The 18,797-nt window shown below is 73.1% G+C and carries 3 protein-coding genes; all 3 read left to right on the forward strand.

Features of this window, described 5'->3' with window-relative positions; genetic code table 11:
* Positions 1-40 precede the first annotated feature (40 nt).
* The gene (locus DFQ13_RS12655) at positions 41-16,468 is read left to right on the forward strand and encodes a WXG100-like domain-containing protein (protein WP_110079923.1); all 16,428 of its coding nucleotides are present in this window, start codon (positions 41-43) and stop codon (positions 16,466-16,468) included.
* Positions 16,469-16,502: 34 nt separating this feature from the next.
* The gene (locus DFQ13_RS12660; RefSeq protein WP_110079924.1) at positions 16,503-17,150 is read left to right on the forward strand and encodes a type VII secretion system-associated protein; all 648 of its coding nucleotides are present in this window, start codon (positions 16,503-16,505) and stop codon (positions 17,148-17,150) included.
* Positions 17,151-17,851: 701 nt separating this feature from the next.
* On the forward strand, positions 17,852-18,742 hold the full coding sequence (locus tag DFQ13_RS12665; protein ID WP_110079925.1) for a sterol desaturase family protein: 891 nt from the start codon (positions 17,852-17,854) through the stop codon (positions 18,740-18,742).
* Positions 18,743-18,797: the final 55 nt, after the last annotated feature.

Consider the following 18,797-nt stretch of genomic DNA (forward strand, 5'->3'; position numbering starts at 1 on the left):
CTGGCGGTTCCCATTCGGTTCAGGTCAGGAGGGCGGGCGGATGAGCGGCTCGGACGAGGTCACCCGTCTCCCCGACGGCCTGCAGAAGTTCTTCAAGGTCACCCTGGGCATGGAGTGGCCGGAGGGCAACGAGGGCGGCCTCAAGGCGATGAGCCGCGCCTGGACGGACTTCGCCAAGGAGTTGCGCGCGGTCAGGGACGAGGTGGTCGGGGCCGCCCGCGACGTCGACCGCGCGATGGACGGCGTCACGGCCACCAACGTCGTCGACTACCTGAACCAGGACATGGTCAAGGGCCTGGAGGAGCTGGCCACCCAGGCCGACGACCTGGCCAAGTCGTCCAAGACCGCCGCGGCCGACATCCAGAAGGCCAAGATCATGCTCATCGCCATGGCGGCGCTGGCGCTGGCCACGGTGATCGCGCTGCTCTCCTCGCTGTTCGGGGCCTTCTTCGTCGGCCCGGTGCTCACCACGGCCAGGTTCACGCTCCAGGGCATCCTGCGGCTGCTCCTGTCGAAGATCATGCAGTTGAGCATCAAGCAGGTCGCCACGAACGTGCTCGTGAACGCCCTGAAGATGGGCGCGTTCGGCGCGATCTTCATGGGCGCGCTCGACGGCGGCATCCAGCTCGGCCAGATGGCGGCGGGCGGCCGCGACGACTTCGACTGGGACTCCTTCAAGGGCTCGGTCATCGGCGGCGCCATCGGCGGCGCGGCGGCGGGCGTCTTCCACGGCGTGGCCAAGGGCGTCGCCGGGGCGATCAACCCCAGGGTGCGGGCGGGCCTGCCCAAGAAGGTGCAGATCGGCCTCAAGTTGGGCGGCAACGCGGGCTACGCCGTCGGCCAGGTGGCGATGGTCGCGGCCAGCAACCCCGTGGTCAACATCGCCACCGGCGGCCACGGCGACGTGTGGGACGGCCTGCTCGGCGCCATGGGCCCGGCGCAGGGCATGTACAAGAAGGGCGAGTACTCCGGCTACGGCGACAGCCGCGGCACCGGCGCCAAGCTCGCCGCCGTCTTCGACAAGATCCGCAACGGCACGCCGATCAACGTCACCCTGGACGGGGACCCCGGCGGCACCACCTCGTCCGACGGCGGCCCCACCTCGGAGAAGGGCCAGCCGGTCGTCGACGGCTCCGGCAAGTCCCTCGGAACGGTCTTCGACCCCCCCGAGGTGCAGACCGAGAGCAAGGGCGACCCGTCGTCGACCCGGGGCGACACCCCGTCCCGGGGCGACACCTCGACCGGGGGCGACCGACCCACGACCGTCTCCGACGGTGGCCAGTCACAGGGCGCGGACCGCTCGAACCAGTCGGGCGACAACACCCAGTCGTCCACCGCGGGCTCGTCCAACGGAAAGCCCGCCGCCGTCACCCTCGGCGAGAACACCCCCCAGACCACGACGAACACCGCGGGCGGTCACGGCGACACCGGCGGCCAGTCGAACGCGGGTGGTCGCGGGAGCACCGGGGAGACCGGCAGCCAGTCGAGCACCGGTGGCCGCAGCGGCTCCGGTGAGACCAGCGGGCAGTCGAGCACCGGTGGCCGCAGCGGCTCCGGTGAGACCAGCGGGCAGTCGAGCACCGGTGGCCGCAACGGCTCCGGCGAGAACAGCGGCCAGTTCGACGGTGGTGGCCGGGGCAGCTCCGGTGAGGGCAACGGGCAGTCGAACGCGGGCGGTCGCGGCGGCTTCGAGGAGAACACCGAGCAGCCGGGTACCGGCGGCCGGGAGGGCTTCGGCGAGAACAGCCGCCAGCCCAACGCCGACGGCCGCGGCGGCTTCGGGGAGAACGGCGGCCAGTCCAACACCGGTGGCCGTGAGGGCTTCGGCGAGAACGGGTCGAACACCGGTGGCCGGGACGGTGCCGGTGCGGACGGCGGGCGGTCCGACGTCGGCGGCCGGGACGGCTTCGGCGACACCAGGCCCGCTGACTCCACCACCACGGGCGACGGCAACCCGGCCGGTGCGGTCGCCGGTGGCGTGAACCCCGGCGGGAACACCGTGGGTGGCAACAACGCCGCGGGCGGGAACAACGCCGGCCAGGGTGCGGGTCAGGGTGGCAGCCCGAGTGGCAGCCAGGGCCAAAACACGGGCCAGAGCGCGGGTCAAGGCCAAAGCGCGGGGCAGGGCCAGAGCGCGGGCCAAGGGCAGAGCGCGGGGCAGGGCCAGAGCGCGGGCCAGCAGTCCGCGGGCGGCCGCGCGGGTGGGCAGGGCCTGCCCAGCACGACGTCCGGCGGCCCGGGCACCTCGTCCGCCCCGGCGGCCCCCGCGCAGGGGAGCCCGGTGGGGGACCGCACGTCCTCGTCCGGCCCGGCCACGGGTCAGCAGTCGGGCACCTCCACGAACGCGACGCCCCAGACCACCACCTCGGGCCCGACCCGCACCGACACCGCCCCCACCCAGGACAGCGGCTCCCGCCCCGACACCGGCAAGTCCCAGACGACCACGACGGGTTCGACCCCGACGACCCAGCAGCCCGGCACCATTCCGTCCCAATCGGACGGACGCCCCCAGTCGACGAACCCCGCCGACCCGGCACAAACCCCCGCCCGAGGCGGGAACACCACCCCGTCCACGCCTCCCAGCCCGCCCACCGACCGCCCCGCGGCGGGCCCCCTCGCTCCTGCTGCCCCCACCCAGCCCGGCCCCACCCAACCCGGCCCTGCTCAGTCCGGCCCCACCCAACCCGGTTCCACTCAGCCCGGTTCCACCCAGCCCGGTTCTGCGCAGTCCGGCTCCACTCCGTCCGGCCCATCGCAGTCCGGTTCCACCCAGTCCGGTCCCGCGCAGTCCGGTCCCGCGCAGGCTGGCCCTGCTCAGTCCGGCCCCGCTCAGTCCGGCCCTTCGCAGTCCGGCTCCACCCAGTCCGGTCCTGCTCAGTCCGGTTCCGGGCAGCCGGGTCCGATCCCCGCCGCAGCCCACTCCGGTTCGACCCAGTCCGGCTCGGTCCAACCCGGCTCGAACCAGCCCGGTCCGGTGCAGACCGGACCCGCGCACTCCGGTGCGGGGCAGTCCGGCCCGGTCCCCACCCCGACCCAGTCCGGTCCGGTGCAGTCCGGTGCCGCGCAGCCGGGTCCGGTGCCCGGCCCGGTCCAGTCCGGTCCGGTGTCCACGCCTGCCCAGTCCGGCCCCGTCCCCACCCAGTCCCAGCCCGCCCGCTCGGACGCGACCACCCCCGACCAGCAGGCGAAGCCCGCCTCGCCTACCCAGTCCTCCACCTCACGCCCGGTGATGCCGGAAATCCCCACCACCCAATCCCCGAACCGCACCCCCGGCGGCGCCGAGCCCACCTCCCCCCAGCAGCAGGCACCCCGCCCGGACGCCACTCCCAGCCGGGCCGACACCCCCGCCCGCTCGGAGAGCCCGACGCGCTCGGAGACACCAGCGCGCTCGGAGTCCCCGACCCGCTCGGACGCCCCCACCCGTTCCGAGGCCACGGCTCGGTCGGAAGCCCCAGTCCGGGCGGAGGCGCCAGTCCGCTCGGAGTCCTCGGCTCGCCCGGAGGCTCCGGCGCGTCCGGATTCTTCGTCCCGCTCGGAGGCTCCGGCCCGCCCGGAGTCCTCGGCCCGCCCGGAGTCCTCAGCGCGGCCGGAGGGCTCTGCCCGCCCGGAGGCCCAGCCCCGGTCCGAGGGCCAGTCGCGCCCCGAGACGTCCTCCCGCACCGACGCCCCGGCACGCCCCGCTGCGGGTGCCGGTCAGTCCACCGCCACCTCCTCCACGGGCCCCGCCCCCAAGGCCGAGTCCACGCTCCGCCCGGAGACCCCCGCCGCCGAGCAGCGGTCCCAGCAGGCCACGGCCAAGGCGGGTGAGCAGGCGACCCAGCCGCAGAACCGGCCCGGTGCGCAGCGGTCGAGCACCGACCCCGACGCGCCGACCCCGGCGCAGGACGCGCTGGCGGCCGCGGCGGCGGCGAGCCTCGCCCTCGACGGGACCCCGCACGCCCCCGGTGGGCGGTCCGCAGGTGGACCGGGACCGGACTTCGTCGCCCCGAAGGACTGGAACGGGCGGCGCGACTCGGCGCAGCCCACGCGGTTCAGCGCCGAGCGGTTCGACCCGTTCGCGAGCGGGCGCACCAAGGACGGGCAGCGGGCGGGGACCATCACGCAGATCCGCTTCGACCTGCGCCGCTTCGAGGTGGCGCCCGGCAAGTGGGTGCGGGAGTTCACCATCCCGGTCGAGGTGCACGCCAAGGCCGGGGCGGTCGACCCCGCGGGCAGCCGCGCGCTGGTCGAGCAGATGCAACAGGTGCTCGACGAGAAGTTCAACCAGCGCTCGCACTTCGCCAACGGCGACCAGGCGCACTTCACCATCGAGGCGAAGTTCTCCAACGGCCCGGAGTCGGGTTGGGACACCGACTCCCACCGCTCGGTGCCGGTGGAGGTGTTCGACTCGGCGAAGGGTGACACGCGCGAGACCAACCAGGTGCAGTGGGACCTGCGCGAGGGCCCCGCGAGCCTGCTGCACGAGCTGTTCCACTTCGCGGGCCTCGGCGAGGGCTACGCCGACCCCAAGATGCTGTTCAACCGGGCCGACCGCGAGGGCATCATGGGTCCCCGGTCCAGCCGCGGCCTGTTCCTGCCCCCGGAGGACATCAGGAAGATCGACGAGGTGTCCCGCGGCGCGGGCCAGGTGGTGGACCACTCCCTCGGCGCCCCGGCCAACCCGCGCCCCGTCCCGGCGCGGCCGTGGACCGCGCGGCCGGGCGTGGTCAGCCAGGGCCCGTACTCGGAGATGCACGTCCCGGCCGAGATGCCGCCCAAGCCGCCCACCCCGCCGACGCCCACGCCCCCGACGCCCACCCCGCCGAGCGACGCGAACCCGTCGTCGCGCGGCGGGCGGCGCCCGGCCACGCGCCCCGGAGCGCTCCTGCCGGACATCATCGAGACCATCGAACTCGACAACCTCACCAAGCCCGGGGACGACACCACCAACAACGGCACCACGACCAACAACGGCACCGGCTCCGGCACCACGAACACCGGTACTGACAACGGCGCCACCACACCCAACAACGGCGCCACCACGACCAACGGCGGCACCACCACCGACCCGGCCGCACAAGAGGTCAAGCGCAAGATCCCCGCCTACTCCAGGGACAACCGCTCGCCCGGGAAGGCGAAGCAGATCGACAAGGTCGTGGGTGCCGACATCCGCTCCGGCCTCGACGCCCTGATCAAGGGCCTGGCCGACAACGCCGACGTCAAGCAGATCCAGGAGGAGCAGGTCGAGGGTGCCGCGCTGACCCTGATGGGAGCCGGGAAGACGACCCCCATCAGGGTCAACGGCAAGCACATGGAGCTGCACATCCTCTCGGAGCCCCTCTGGGACGGCCTCACGCTCAAGGAGAAGAAGGCGGACGCGGCCAAGACCGACGGCACCGACGCCGCCACGACCAAGACCGACGACAGCGCGGACGCCACCACGACCAAGGCCGAGGACGCCAAGGAGTACGGCAAGGCCAAGCCGACCGCCAAGGTCGAGTCCACCAACGAGCAGAAGGTCGACAACTCCCGGGACGGCGTCGCGCGGGTCCAGGCGGGCTTCACCGCCATCCCGCCGATGTTCGTCGGGGCGGGCCTCGACGTGCCCGCCGCGCCCAGCGGGGCGCACGAGCACAAGTCCACCTACAAGGCCACCCAGAGCTCCACCGTCGAGCTGAAGGCCCTCGAGGACGTCGAGGTCCCGATCAAGTTCACCTACACGCTCTTCGACGCCTCCGGGGCGAGGGTTGGCGACGCCCAGACGACCACCGGCAAGGTCGGGCTCAGCGTGCCCACCACCCTCCAGCAGGAGAGCACCGCGGGCCCCTTCGTCGCGCCCACCAGCACCATGCCCAGGCGGTTCGCGGTCGAGACCGCGCACGCCAAGACCGAGGGCGGCAAGAGCTTCTTCGACCAGGCCAAGGGGTTGTTCGCCAAGCAGCTCGTGGCGGTGGGCGCCGACGGGCGCACGGCCCTGCGGGAGCTGTTCTCCGAGTCCACCCTCACGGACAAGGTCGTCCCCAACGCGGTGTCCGACCCGACGGCGGTCGGCAAGGACGAGGGCTGGGTGCGGGCCGACCAGGTCCTGCACAAGGGCAAGCACAGCAAGAGCTGGTCGCAGGCCGTCGACCAGGTCGAGGTCCGCGCGGTGACCCGGTACGTGCAGGTCATCGAGCAGCCCAAGGACGTCAAGCACACCGACACCGGTGCCCTGGACCTCGGTTCCGGCGACAAGCACACCACCTCCCGCACCACCGGGGGCATCGCCTTCTTCGGCTGGGGCGTCGACACCCCGGCGTTCTTCGTCGGCGGTGGGCCGACGGGCGGGATCAGCGTGTCGAAGGAGAACTCCCAGAACATCACCCGCAACGACGTCGCCAAGGACACCCTGTCCACGACCGGCGACGCCGTGCGCTACCGGGCGGTCTACGACCTCCAGGTCCGCCGGGTGGGCCACGACCCCGTGCCGCTGGTGGGCCACGTCGAGGCCATCCAGTGGACCCGGCGCGACCGCGCCGAGCGGGCCGGGATGCTCCCGGACGACACGGCACCCGGCACGACGCCCAACCCGCCGAACACCGCGACCCCGAACACCGCAACTCCGAACACCGCGACCGACTCGACCCCCGCTCCTCCCGCGGCCACTCCGCCGCGGGTGCACTACGGGCCTCCCCACATGGAGTCCAAGCTGTCCCTGAGCGGCGGCAAGATCAACGAGCTCTACGACAACGGCCACATCCGGGAGAAGGTGGCCGAACTGCTGCAGAAGACCCCCGGCCACCGCTGGTACCACCTGAGCTCGAGCAAGTTCCTCCGGACGTTCGACTCGCCGGACCTGGCCAAGTGGCACACCACCCAGAACCGGGTCAACGAGCTGCTGTCCCGGGGCGACGACCTGGCCGCCAAGCTGACCTCGGCCCAGCTCTCCGAACTGGTCGACACCATGCTGTCGCCGAACGGCCTGACCATGGAGGTCGTAAAGAAGGGCGTCTTCCGCGAGTACCACGCGCTGGTCACGCTCAGGGCCAAGCTGACCGACTTCACCGACGTGCCCGGCAAGACGCTCACCGAGGCCGAGAGCGGCAGCACCGCCAAGTCCAAGTCCGAGGTGGAGTTCGGCAAGGGCAGCAAGAAGTCCTTCGCCTTCGGCGGCCAGGCCCGGGTGCAGGGCCCGATCGGCAGCGCCTTCGGCGTCTACATCGGCGAGGTGAAGGGCACCCACAGCAGGTCCAGGACGGACAAGCTGAGCGTCGGGGACAAGGGCTCGGTCGTGCGCACCGACGGCGACGGCCTCAAGGCGGACGGCACCGTCGACAAGCGCAAGCTCCACAAGTTCCGCGGCACCCTCGAGATCACCGAGGAGGTCCGCACCTACAACCGGCTCAACGAGCGCACCCGCGCCATCACCTTCGGCAAGCCCGGGCGCACCGTGCCCGAGGTCGAGACGCTGAGCCTGTCCACCGACTCGACCCCGGTGGCGCCGCACGTCGTGCCGATCGAGGTCCACGTCCCGGACAAGCTGGTCAGCACGACCCCGCCCGACCCCCTGATGATCACCCCGAACAACCACCGGGTCACCAGCAGGCCGCCCGCCATCGACAACCTCTTCGCGCCCGACACGAAGGTCTTCGACAACGCCGAGGTCGTCGCCGTGTTCGGCACCGAGCACATCAACCAGTCCATGGAGGACTCGCTGCTGCGCGCCTCGGGCAACGACCAGGCCTTCAGCTTCCCCGACGGGGGCAGGACCAGGCTGATCCAGGCGAAGGTGAGCCCGGACGCGATGAAGCGCAACCCCACCCTGTTCAGCGAGGTCACCAAGGTCGACGGCATCCACCACGGCCGCAGGCTCGCCGACGCCCGCGGCCGGGCGGCCGCGGTGTTCACCCCCACCGGGGCCCGCAAGCTCGGGCCCGTGGAGTTCCAGAAGATCCAGGAGCGAACGGGCAGCCGCACCACCGCGGGCTCGGGCCGGGGCGTCGACAACGGCCTCGGGGCGACCAGCACGGGCGTGGCGGTCGTGTCGGGCACGGGTTCGACCGCCAAGCCCGGCAACATCGTCAGCCCGCGCGGGATCTTCATCGCCGACTTCACCCCCCTGTCGGTGCGGTGGGGCAGCAAGGAGGGCGGTGAGACCACCAACGTCGAGCGCACCGTCATGGAGAACGGCGTGCCGGTGAAGAAGTCGCTCGTGGCCGTCGACCTCGACGTCGCGGTGGTGGCCGAGGTCCACCACCACGGCAACCTCCTGGGCCGGTTCTCCAAGCCCGACCCGGCCGACATCGGCAGGTCCGGCGAGACCTTCCACATGGACAACGCGGTGCTGATGTGGGCCACCGACGAGCAGATCGCCAAGATGAACAACGAGCCGGCCCCGGCTCCCGCCGCACCATCCCAGCACGGTGACCGGACCCTGCCCGCACCCGCGGGCCTGGCGGGCTCGGCCAAGCCGTCGATCGGCATCGGCCGGGTCACCACGCCGATCGATCTGAGCCACTCCGTCATGCCGCAGTTGCGCAGCCAGTTGGGCGCCGACCTCGCCGCCAGGCTGCTGCCCGACTCGGCACTGGCGGAGAACCACGACAACGTCCGCGCGCTCAACGAGTTCCTGGCCCACGCCGAACGATCGGTGAACTCCTCCCTCAACGGCGGCCGCTCCCTCCCGCTGCGCCTGGAGGACCGCATCTCCGGGAAGACCTACTACGCCACGCTCGAGGCGAGCTTCCAGGGCACCCCGACGTTCGCCGGGATCGACCACGTCTCCGAGGCGACCTCGGCGAACAAGACCACCACCAAGAGCACCTCGGACCGCTCCAAGGGCGTCACCATCGCGTCGGTCAACGGTTCCGTGCGCCCCGCCATGGCCATCACCAAGCAGGGCGACCCGGCGAACGCCGGGAAGAAGACCGGCTTCGGCGAGCCGGGCAGCACGCTCAGCACGGGCCCCGACGCCGGGGCCGAACTGGGCAAGTTCGACCGCAAGACCTCCGTGGAGCAGCAGACCGACCGCAAGCAGTCGGCCACCGCGGCGGGCCCGATGGCCGCCTACCGGGGCACGCTGTCGTTCGACCTGACGATCGAGCGCAAGGTCGAGGTCGACGCCACCGGCCAGGAGCGGGCCAACGAGACCCTGGCCACCGTCAAGGGCACCACGGAGGACGTGACCGTGGTCCAGCTCGCCGAGGACTCCCTGCCCGCCCGCACCGCGGGCAAGTCGACCTACGGCGAGGCGGACCCGGCGGTCACGGTCACCGACCGGGCGCAGCACAGCAAGGACGGGCTGGCAGCCTGGCACAAGGGGGAGGACGCGACGGGCCTGCCCTCCGACGGCACCTTCTTCGTCGACCACTTCCTCGGCGACGTGGGCGACCTGCGCCGGGGCGCGGAGAAGGCCATCGAGAACGGCGGGGCCAAGGTCGACGCCGCCACGGTCGCCGCCCTCCGGTCGGGCCTCAACGTCGTCGCGGCCAAGGCGGGCCTCGGCGCCATGAACAAGGGCAAGTTCTCGCTCCCGCTGCCCTCGCACGTCAAGGGCGAACTCGAGGTGCACGTGCGCTTCCCCGACCCGCCCCGGTTGGCCTCGGCCAGCGCGGGCGTGCAGGTCAAGGGTTCGGAGAAGGCGGGCCGGAAGGTGAAGGTCGAGTTCAAGTCCGGCAACGAGTACAGGACCGGGGCGACGGCACTCGCGATGAGCGTGGGCGCGGGCCACCCGGCGGGCGCGAACTCGTTGAGCGAGGGGCGGCGGAACTTCCAGTCGCTGTTCGGCAACACCCGCAAGCGGCTGCCGATCTCGGCCAAGGACCTCGTCGGCACCACCGAGGTCACCAAGCCCGCGGGCAGTGTCACCACCCCCCAGTCCCCCGAGGCGGTCAAGCCCGAGGACAAGGTCACCCGCGCCGACCTGCGCACCGCCGAGTTCCGCTTCGTCTTCCGCCCCACGGGCGGCCTGTTCAGCACGCTCAAGACCGGCGCCGCCGACCTCAAGGTGCACGACGCCTACGTCATCCGCAGCACCCCGGACGCGGCCACCGCACTGCCCAAGGAACTGGTCGACGCGGTCAACAAGCTCAAGGAGACCGGCGAAGCCTGGAACAAGGCCGTGGTGGAGCTGGAGGGAATGCGCAACGCCCTCGACGACGTGCTGACGCCGGAGGCCCTGGAGGACGGCCTCGCGGAGGTCGAGAAGGGCAAGGCCGAAGCCGACAAGGCCGCGGGCAAGTGGTGGTCGGCCTACGACACCTACCAGAGCGCCCTCGCCACGGCCCGCGGCGAAACCCCCACCAACACCACCCCCGACGACGGCAGCTCCCAATCGGACACCAGCTCCGACAACAGCACCGACTCCGACGACGGCGGCGCCCAGCGCACCGCAGACGAGGAGCGGCAGCGCCAGGCGGCAGAGGCCGACCGCCGGCGTGTTGAGGCGGAGCGGCAACGCCAAGCCGACCAGACCGAAGCCGACCGCAAGCGGGCTGAGGAGGCTGCGGCGAAGCAGGCTGAGAGGGAGGCTGCGGCGAAGCGGGCTGAGGAGGCTGCGGCGAAGCAGGCTGAGGAAGCTGCTGCGAAGCGGGCTGAGGAAGAGGCTGCGGCGAGGCGGGCTGAGGAAGCTGCGGCGAGGCAGGTCGAGGAGGAGGCTGCGGCCAAGCGGGCCGAGGAGTTGGCTGCCGGGCAGCGCGTGGGTGATGAGGTTGCCGAGGGTGAGGTTCCCGCCGGGGAGCGTCCCGTGGTGGAGGCGACTGCTGAGCGGGCTTCGGAGGAGGGCTCCGGGGAGACGCCTGCCGGACCCTCGCGGGAGGATGGTGCCGCGGCTCGGGAGTTGGCGGAGGAGCGGGCCTGGTTCGAGGCCGAGCAGGAGCGCGTCCAGCAGCAGATCGAGAGCGAGTCGCCCGGGCGCAGGCGTGAGGTGCAGGAGCAGTTGGAGCGTGCGGCCGACCGCGCCCAGCAGCGGCGGGGCGGTGCCGAAGGCTCCACCTCTCCCGGCGATCGACCGCGGACCGCGGGGCACTCGTCCGACAGCACCCCCACCACGCCGACCCGCACCCGCTCGGTCCCGGACCCGCGGACGCCCACCGACCACGGCGACTCGTCGCCCCGGCGCGGAACCCCCCAGGGCGCCGCCACCCCCGAAACCCCGACCCGCCTGCCGGTGCGCACCTCCTCGAACGCCGAAGGAGCCACCCGCGACCTGAACGGCGCCCTCGCCGAGGAGAACTCGACCCCCGCCAACGGCCACCTGCCGGACACCACCCCGGAGTCGGCGCTCACCGACCCCGCGAACGAGTCGGCCCAGGTCGCCCGGCAGGAGGAGAACCCCAGCACGACCCGCGCCCCGGAAGCGCCCACCCCCGACCCCGCGAGCAACACTCCCGAAGCGAGCGCGGCACGCGAGCCCGCGCAGGTCGACCCCGAGGCCGCCCCCACCCCGACCGAACCCACCCACCGCCCCGGCAACCAGCCCACCCCCGAGCAGTCCCACACCTCGAACGGCCAGGAGTCCACCCCGGCCACCCCCGAACCCATCACCCCCGACTCGGCCACCCTCACCCGGAGCACTCCCGAGCAGGTCAACCCCGCCTCGGCCATCACCAACCCGGTCACCCCGCAGTCGGTCAACCCGAACCGGGCCACGCCCGAGCCCGCTGTCTCGAACTCGGTCACCCCGAACTCGGCCAGCCGCGATTCGGCGCCTTCCAACCCGGCCGATGTGGAGCCGGTTGACCTCAGCCGGGCCACGCCCGAGCCCGCTGTCTCCAACTCGGTCACCCCGGAGTCGGTCAACTCCGGCGTGGTCAGCCCGGAGTCGGTCAGCCGCGATTCGGCGCCTTCCAACCCGGCCGATGTGGAGCCGATTGACCTCAGCCGGGCCACGCCCGAGCCCGCCGCCTTGAACTCGGTCACCCCGGAGTCGGTCAACTCCGATCTGGCCACCCCCGAGCCGGTCAACACCGACTCGGCCATCCCCAGCTCGGCCACCCCCGAACCGGCCAACTCCACCTCGACCGCTCCCAAGCAGGCCTCCTCCACGCCCACCACCAACAACCCCAGGCCCCCCACCCTCAACCTGACCACCCCCGGGCCGGTCACCACCAGCACGGCGAGGACGACCCCCACCGACTCGTCCGCCATCCCCACCCACGCGGTCGAGCAGTCGACGACGAACGGCACCCGCACCCCCGCCGACACCCCGCCTCGCCGCCGCAACAGCGCGCCGGTCGCCGTGGCGAACCCCGCCACGGGGTCGGCTGTCCGCAGCAGCAGCGTGCCCGCGCCCGGCGCGGACGCGGCGGGTGGTCCGGCTGCCCGCTCGGTGACCCTGGGCGACGACGACGGCGGGTCCGCCGGTCGGCCGCAGCGGTTGTCCGACCTGGGGGAGTTCTCGCGCAGTTGGTTCGACGCGCGGCTGGAGTTCCAGCGGCGGGCCGAGGAGTACGAGCGCCGGTTGGCCGACTACCTGATGCGGCGCGAGGACGTCCAGGCCGAGTTCGGGCGGTTCGCCCAGGCGGTCTGGGGTGTGGTGCCGCAGCGGCGCAAGCGCTGGGCCGGGGAGAACGAGCCGTCCCTGATCGGGGCGGTCGGGGTCGGCACCCAGAACCAGCAGGTGGTGCAGTCCGGCAACCTGCGTGAGCGGATCACGCTCATCTGGTCCCTCGCCCGGGGGGAGGACCTGCTCGGCGCGCTGCCCGACCTGCACACCCGCCACCCGCAGATCGAGGCGGAGCGGTCGCAGCGGCGCCCCACCGACGCCGTTCAGGAGATCACCCGGCTCACCCAGGACACGTCCCTGTCCCGGGCGGAGCGGCAGCGGCAGATCGACGAGATCACCCGGAGCATCCGCACCCGGACCAGGCCGGAAGATGTCCACCCGCCGCTGAGCCAGCGCGAGCTGGCCACCGGCGTGCGCGACGGGGAACTCCAGTGGGTTCCCGCTGAGAACCGCATGGAGATGGCCCTGCACGTCGACCCCGGGCCGTCCACCGAGCCGGGGCAGCCCGGACCCTCGGGCGGGTCGCGGGAGGGTGGGCTGCACCAGCGGGCCGAGAACACCGGTGGGTTGGTCAGCACCGGTTCCTCCGGGTCGACGCACCTGGTGCTCACCCTGGCGTCGATGCTCAACCAGCACCGCAACGCCGGTCTGAACCTCGACGTGCTGCGGATGGGCCTGGTCGGCTTCCTGGGCAGCACCAACCACTACCAGCACACCTACCACGAGGTGATGCGCGCGGCGGAGCTGGTCGACCCGGCGCTGCTCTACGACGACAACTTCGGCCGCTACCACCGCTTCGGCCCGCTCAGCGAGCAGGAGCTGCGCGCCAACGTCGCCGTCGACGGGCTGTTCCCCGACGAGCACGCGCTCGCCCTGGTGAACTGGGACGCCGCCCGCGCCGTGCTGCCGGACCTGCCCGAGCAGTCGCGGCACTCCGACCCCTTCGACCTCGACGACCTGGCCCGCGACTTCGACGCGGCCTCGACCGGTTCGCGGCCCTCGTCCTCGGGTTCCTCGCACGGCGACCCGTTCCACCTCGACCCGAGGCCGCAGCCGCGGGTCCGCATCGCCGAGGAGAACAACCAGGTCTTCGAGGTCCCCGCCCGCGAGCCCCGCCCGCGCGCCGAGGCCCAGCGCAACGCTCCCGCCCCGGCGCAGGCGCCCCCGCAGGCCCCGGCACGGCACCGGGCAGCCCCGCAGGCGCAGCCCACCCAGGCCCAGCCGACCCGGCCGCAGCCCGGCCAGCCTTCCGCGCGTCCCCAGCCCGCCGACCCCGGTCCCGCCGCCCCGCCGCGCGGGATGGACCCGGCGGCCTACGACGTGCTCTACGAGGAGGCCATGGGGGTGCGCCCCACGGCCGTCTCCCCGGCCGAGCAGACCACCGTGCTGTTCCAGACCGAGCAGACCCGGCTCGACGACCAGGCCCGGTGGCAGGTCCAGGAGCTGGCCTACGGCCTGTTCGAGGACATGCGCCGCCGCGGGCCGGACGAGTTCCCGCCGCGGATCTCCATCGTCGGCTACGGCAACTCCCGCACCCACGCGGTGCGCACCGGTGAGGCCCGCGCCCGCGCCGTCCGGGACCTGCTGATGGACACCCTGGCCGCGGAGCACGAGCGGTACACCCGGCACGGCCACGACCGCGCCACGCTGCCGAACCCGGCGTCCTTCGAGCCGACCGTCCACTCCGGTGGCCGCAGCCGGAACCCGCGCCCGGACGGGCCGGACCTGGCCACCCGCAGGCGCACCGTCATCATCGACGTGGTCGCGCTGTCGGACGTCCTGCTGCTCGGCGGTGGCCGCCCCGGCGTCGAGATGGCCACCCCGGACGCCGCGCCCACCCAGGACGCGACAACCCAGGACGCGACCACCCGCGCGCCGGGGACCCTGGACAACCCCGTCCCGCTGACCGAGCTGCTCGCCCCCGAGCACGTCGACGCCAACGACGTGGTGTTCACCCCGTTGACCGACGCCTCGGGCGAGGTGGTCGGCGTCGCGTTCCCCCGGGCGGGCGAGGCGGAGATCCTGTCGGACGCCTTCGCGCACGGCGTCGGTGACGCGGGCGCCTACTCGGTGGCCATGCACCACTCCGCCGACGGGTTCGCCGTCCGGCGCAGGTCCGACGGCAAGGAGGTCCGGATCGACGAGGCCGGGGTGCTCCGGCTGCTCGCGAGTTCCGCGCTGCCCGGCGGGCAGGCGTGGCGCAGGCACTCGGAGCTGGTGTTCCTGAGCTGCCGCGTGGCCGACCCGGCCCTGGGCAACCGGCTCGGCGGGTTGGCGGACCTGCTGCGCGAGGACGGCTACCGCGGTGACGTGCGCGGCCCGGACTCCCCGGTGACGCTGTTCGCCAGCGGTACCCGGTCCTTCCCCGACGGCGGCGGGCTCCGGACGGCGGGGGAGCGGCCCGACGTCCCCGGCCCGCTCACCGACAGCCCCACCCCCACCCCCGGGCATCCCGGTATCGTGATGGAGGGCCGGTCCGATGACGGCGCCGCGCCATCCCGGTCCACCGACGGTGACGAGCTGTCCCGGTCCACCGACGACGACGCCGACTCGGTGCCCTCGACGGTGATTGACCTGCACGTGGCCACCGACGAGGCGCGCGGCGAGGGCGTGTTCGCCCCGCCCGCCCCGCGCGCGGCCCAGCCGCACCTGGCCGGGCAGGACCACGCCGACCTCTCCGCGGCCGAGCGGACCGAGTTGGTCAAGCGGCTCGACCTCACCAAGCCCACCCCCTCCCACGCCGACCTGACCCCGGCCGCCCTGGCGGCGGCCCCGGACAACGCGGTCACCCGGTCCGCCGCGGGCGAGCGCCGCTACACCTGGGCGGGTGACCGCGGGCTGCCGCCGCTGCCGGAGCTGCTGGAGCTGCCGCGCCTGGTGCACTCGGTGGTGCTGGGCGGCGCGCTGCGCACCGCCGGGGCGGTGGCCCACTTCCGCGACAACCTCCTGCACACCGCGCGCACCGCGGGGGAGCGGTGGAAGGCGGTGCTGTGGACCGACGTGTCGCGCGCCGACATCGCCCGCGCCGCGGCGCGGTGGCAGGTGCTCACCCAGGCCCGCCACGGTGTCAGCGGTGAGGACGACGAGCTGGACCTGGACTACCTGACCAACGTCGCCGACCTGTACGACCTCGCGGCGGGCGCGGGCATCGCCCTGCTCGACGTGAACGAGGTCTTCCACGACGAGGCGCCCATGGACCAGTACGACCGGTTCGCCTCCGAGTTGGAGCGCGGCACCCGCGAGAGCCGGGACGCGGCGGCGGCCATCGCCGCCAACGAGATCCTGTCCCGCTTCGGCGGTGTCCACGCCGACCCCCGGCTGCGGGCGGACGACCTGGACCCGGCCGAGGCCGTGGTGGACAGCCCCGCGGGCTGGGCGGGCGGCAGCGGTCTGCTCGCCGTGCCGAAGGGCCACCCGATCGCCGACCTGCACCGCGACGCCCTCGCGGGAGTTCCCCCGGTGTCCACGGGGGTTCCCGCCGCACCCGGGGCGGTTCCGGGCGCGGCACCGTTCCCGGGCGGCCTCCCGGGTGACGGCGTGCTGCCCGACCTGGCCCGCCTGGCGGGTCTGGCCGACGCCGCCGAGCTGCCCGGCCTGGCCGGGTTCAGCCCCGGCGACCCCGGCCCGGTGGACGAGCCCACGGCGGGGTCGCTCGCCGGGCTCCCGGTGGACGAGGCGGCCAAGCGGGTCATCGAGGAGCTGGTGCGGGACCTGCGCGAGCGCGACGGGGACCTGAACCTGCTCGCCGTGGCTGACGCCATCGCGGGCCACCCGCGCGCGGGTGAGCTGTGGACGGTCGTCCTGGCCTTCCTGGCGACCCGCCCCGAACTCGCCGAACTGGTGCGCTCGGTGACCCTGGAGGGCGTGGACGAGACCGGTGCCCCCCGACGGGTGGTCCTGCCGCCCCGCGCCGCCGAGCTGGTCGAGTTCGCGAGCGACCCGGTCGTGTCCCGCCCCGGTGAGCACTCCGTGGCGGCGTCCCTGCAGTGGCCCGAGTGGCTGTGACCCCGGTGGACCACGCCCAGGAGGAGGGACCACGATGGACACCATGACCGACGACCCGGAGCGGGGCGAGGACTCGCTGGAGAACTGGTTCCTGCTGATGGACCCCACCTGGCGGCCCGCCGAGGGCGCGACGCCACCGGCGGAGGCGGTGGTCGGTCTGTGGCCGGTGGACGAGGGCGGTGGGCTCGGCCGCTTCCGGCCCAACCGGGACTACCGCCCCACCGGTGCGGATTCCCCGACGGACCCCTTGGACGCCGTCCTGCGGCTGGTGCTCCAGGCCCGCGCCGAGACCTCCCACCTGCAACTGGTCCTGCGCGACGCCGCGCTCGAACTCGCGGTGAACGCCGACGGCCGCCCCCTGATCACCAAGTCCCCGGACGACGTCCCCTGCGTCGTGGTGGTCACCGGTGAACCGCACCGCGACCGCGTCACCCCGCCCGGCTGGCACCGGGTCGACCTGGACGAACTGGTCGTCCACCTCGCCGACGGCGTCGACGTCCTGATCAACCCCGGCGGTCCGGCCTCGACCCGCCTCACCGGCGACTTCATCCGCGAGACGCTCCTGGTGGACGACGAGCGGATCACCGACCCGCGCGCGCGGGAGCAGGCCGCCCAGACCCTCCGCGTCATCCCGTGGAACGGTGTCGACCCCGTGCGGACCGACCCGCCCGCCCCCGCGTAGTCCGCCCCGTTCTGGATTAATCCGCGCATTGTGACGACAAGATGTCCGGCTCTTGAAATGTCGTTCATGACGCGGAAATCAGCCGTACCCCATTCCCAGAGAAATGGGAACCGCCTTTCCTGAGCGGGCCTCAGTCGGGGCTGTGGCGTCGATCGCACCGCTTCCTCCTTGTGGCGCAGCGGGTGCGGGACCACTCCGCCCGTCGTGGCGCTGTGTGATCATCGGCTGTCCCCGCCCGCGGCGGCCTGCTCCGGCGGTGTCCGGAACCGCGAAACCGCACGCGTGTTGTCCGGAAGCTGCGAGCCGGGACTGCCACCAGCCCAGTTCTGGGGTCCGGGCGCACGGGGGCCGTCGGGCGGGGCTGTACCCGGGGTACTCCGAGTGGATCACCGCATGGGCCAGGAGGCGCAGAACAACTGTTGCCCGGACGTGCTTGTACCCGGAAAATCCCCGTCAACCGAACGGTGCATTGCCCGGTGTTCGAAATAATCGGTAACGTTTGCCGCGACCTGATCTTCGGGTGGCGCTCGGACGGGTGCACGCCACCGCGCGGAAGTTCTCGCGGTGGTCGGAACGGTCCGGCTCCGCGTTCCACTCCCGACGGCCGATGTGGACCGTCCCGCTCATTCCCCTGCCTGCCACGACTTTCCCGTGGCAGGCGCACGTCCGCGTGCCCGGACGGTGATCGTGAGGAGCGCTCAATGGTCGACTCGTTGTCCCGGCGGGGGACCTCGCCGCACCCCGTGCTGCGCCGGATCGCCTACCCCGCGCTGCTCCTGGCCACCCTCACCACCGCCGTGGTCGCCATAGCCGAGGACTGGGACCCCGGTGTGGTCAGCCCGCTGGCCGCGTTCACCATCATCGCGGTGTTCGCCCTGCTCGAACACCTGATCCCGTTCGAGCCGCGGTGGCGGCCGAGGCCGCGTGAGTGGGGCGTGTACGCCCTGTACTTCCTGTTCACCGCCCTCGGCACCGCACTCGCCCAGACCCTGGTGGCCGCTGTGGTCGAGGCCATCGCGCCGCTGGAACCGGGTTGGCCGTTGGCACTGGAGCTGCCCACGGCGTTGCTGCTCGGCTCGCTCGGCGGGTACGCCTTCCACCGGTTCAGCCACCGCAACCCGTTCCTGTGGCGGTTCCACGGCGTGCACCACGTCCCGGACAAGGTGAACGTGGGCAACAACGGCGTCAACCACGTCCTCGACATCACCATGACCCAGGTCGTCGTGCAGCTTTCCCTGGCACTGGTCGGCTTCTCCGCCCAGTCGGTGTTCGCCGTCGGCCTGTTCGTGGTCCTCCAGGGCTACTTCACCCACGCCAACATCGATGTCGGCATCGGCTGGCTCAACCACGTGCTGGCCAGCCCGGAGCAGCACCGCCTGCACCACAGCACCGACCTGGCCGAGGCGGGCCACTACGGCTCGGACCTGTCCGTGTGGGACCACCTGTTCGGCAGCTACACCTGGCGGCCCGGGCGCACCCCGGCCGCCATCGGCCTGTCCGACCCGACCTCGTTCCCGCGCACCGGTGAGGTCGTCGCCTCGTTCCTGCACCCGCTGCGACCCCGGGGCCGCGCGCCGAGGCCGGGCGGCTGAGCCGCCCGGTCCGCCCGCGCGGTCCCGGTCCGCGTCCACCCGGTTTCCCGACACA

Origin of the sequence: Actinokineospora spheciospongiae, assembly GCF_003182415.1 — a bacterium.
GTDB classification, from domain to species: domain Bacteria; phylum Actinomycetota; class Actinomycetes; order Mycobacteriales; family Pseudonocardiaceae; genus Actinokineospora; species Actinokineospora spheciospongiae.

Coding starts and splice junctions, on each gene's coding strand:
- DFQ13_RS12660 (WP_110079924.1), top strand. CDS start 16,503: ATGGACACCATGACCGACGACCCGGAGCGGGGCGAGGACTCGCTGGAG.
- DFQ13_RS12655 (WP_110079923.1), top strand. CDS start 41: ATGAGCGGCTCGGACGAGGTCACCCGTCTCCCCGACGGCCTGCAGAAG.
- DFQ13_RS12665 (WP_110079925.1), top strand. CDS start 17,852: ATGGTCGACTCGTTGTCCCGGCGGGGGACCTCGCCGCACCCCGTGCTG.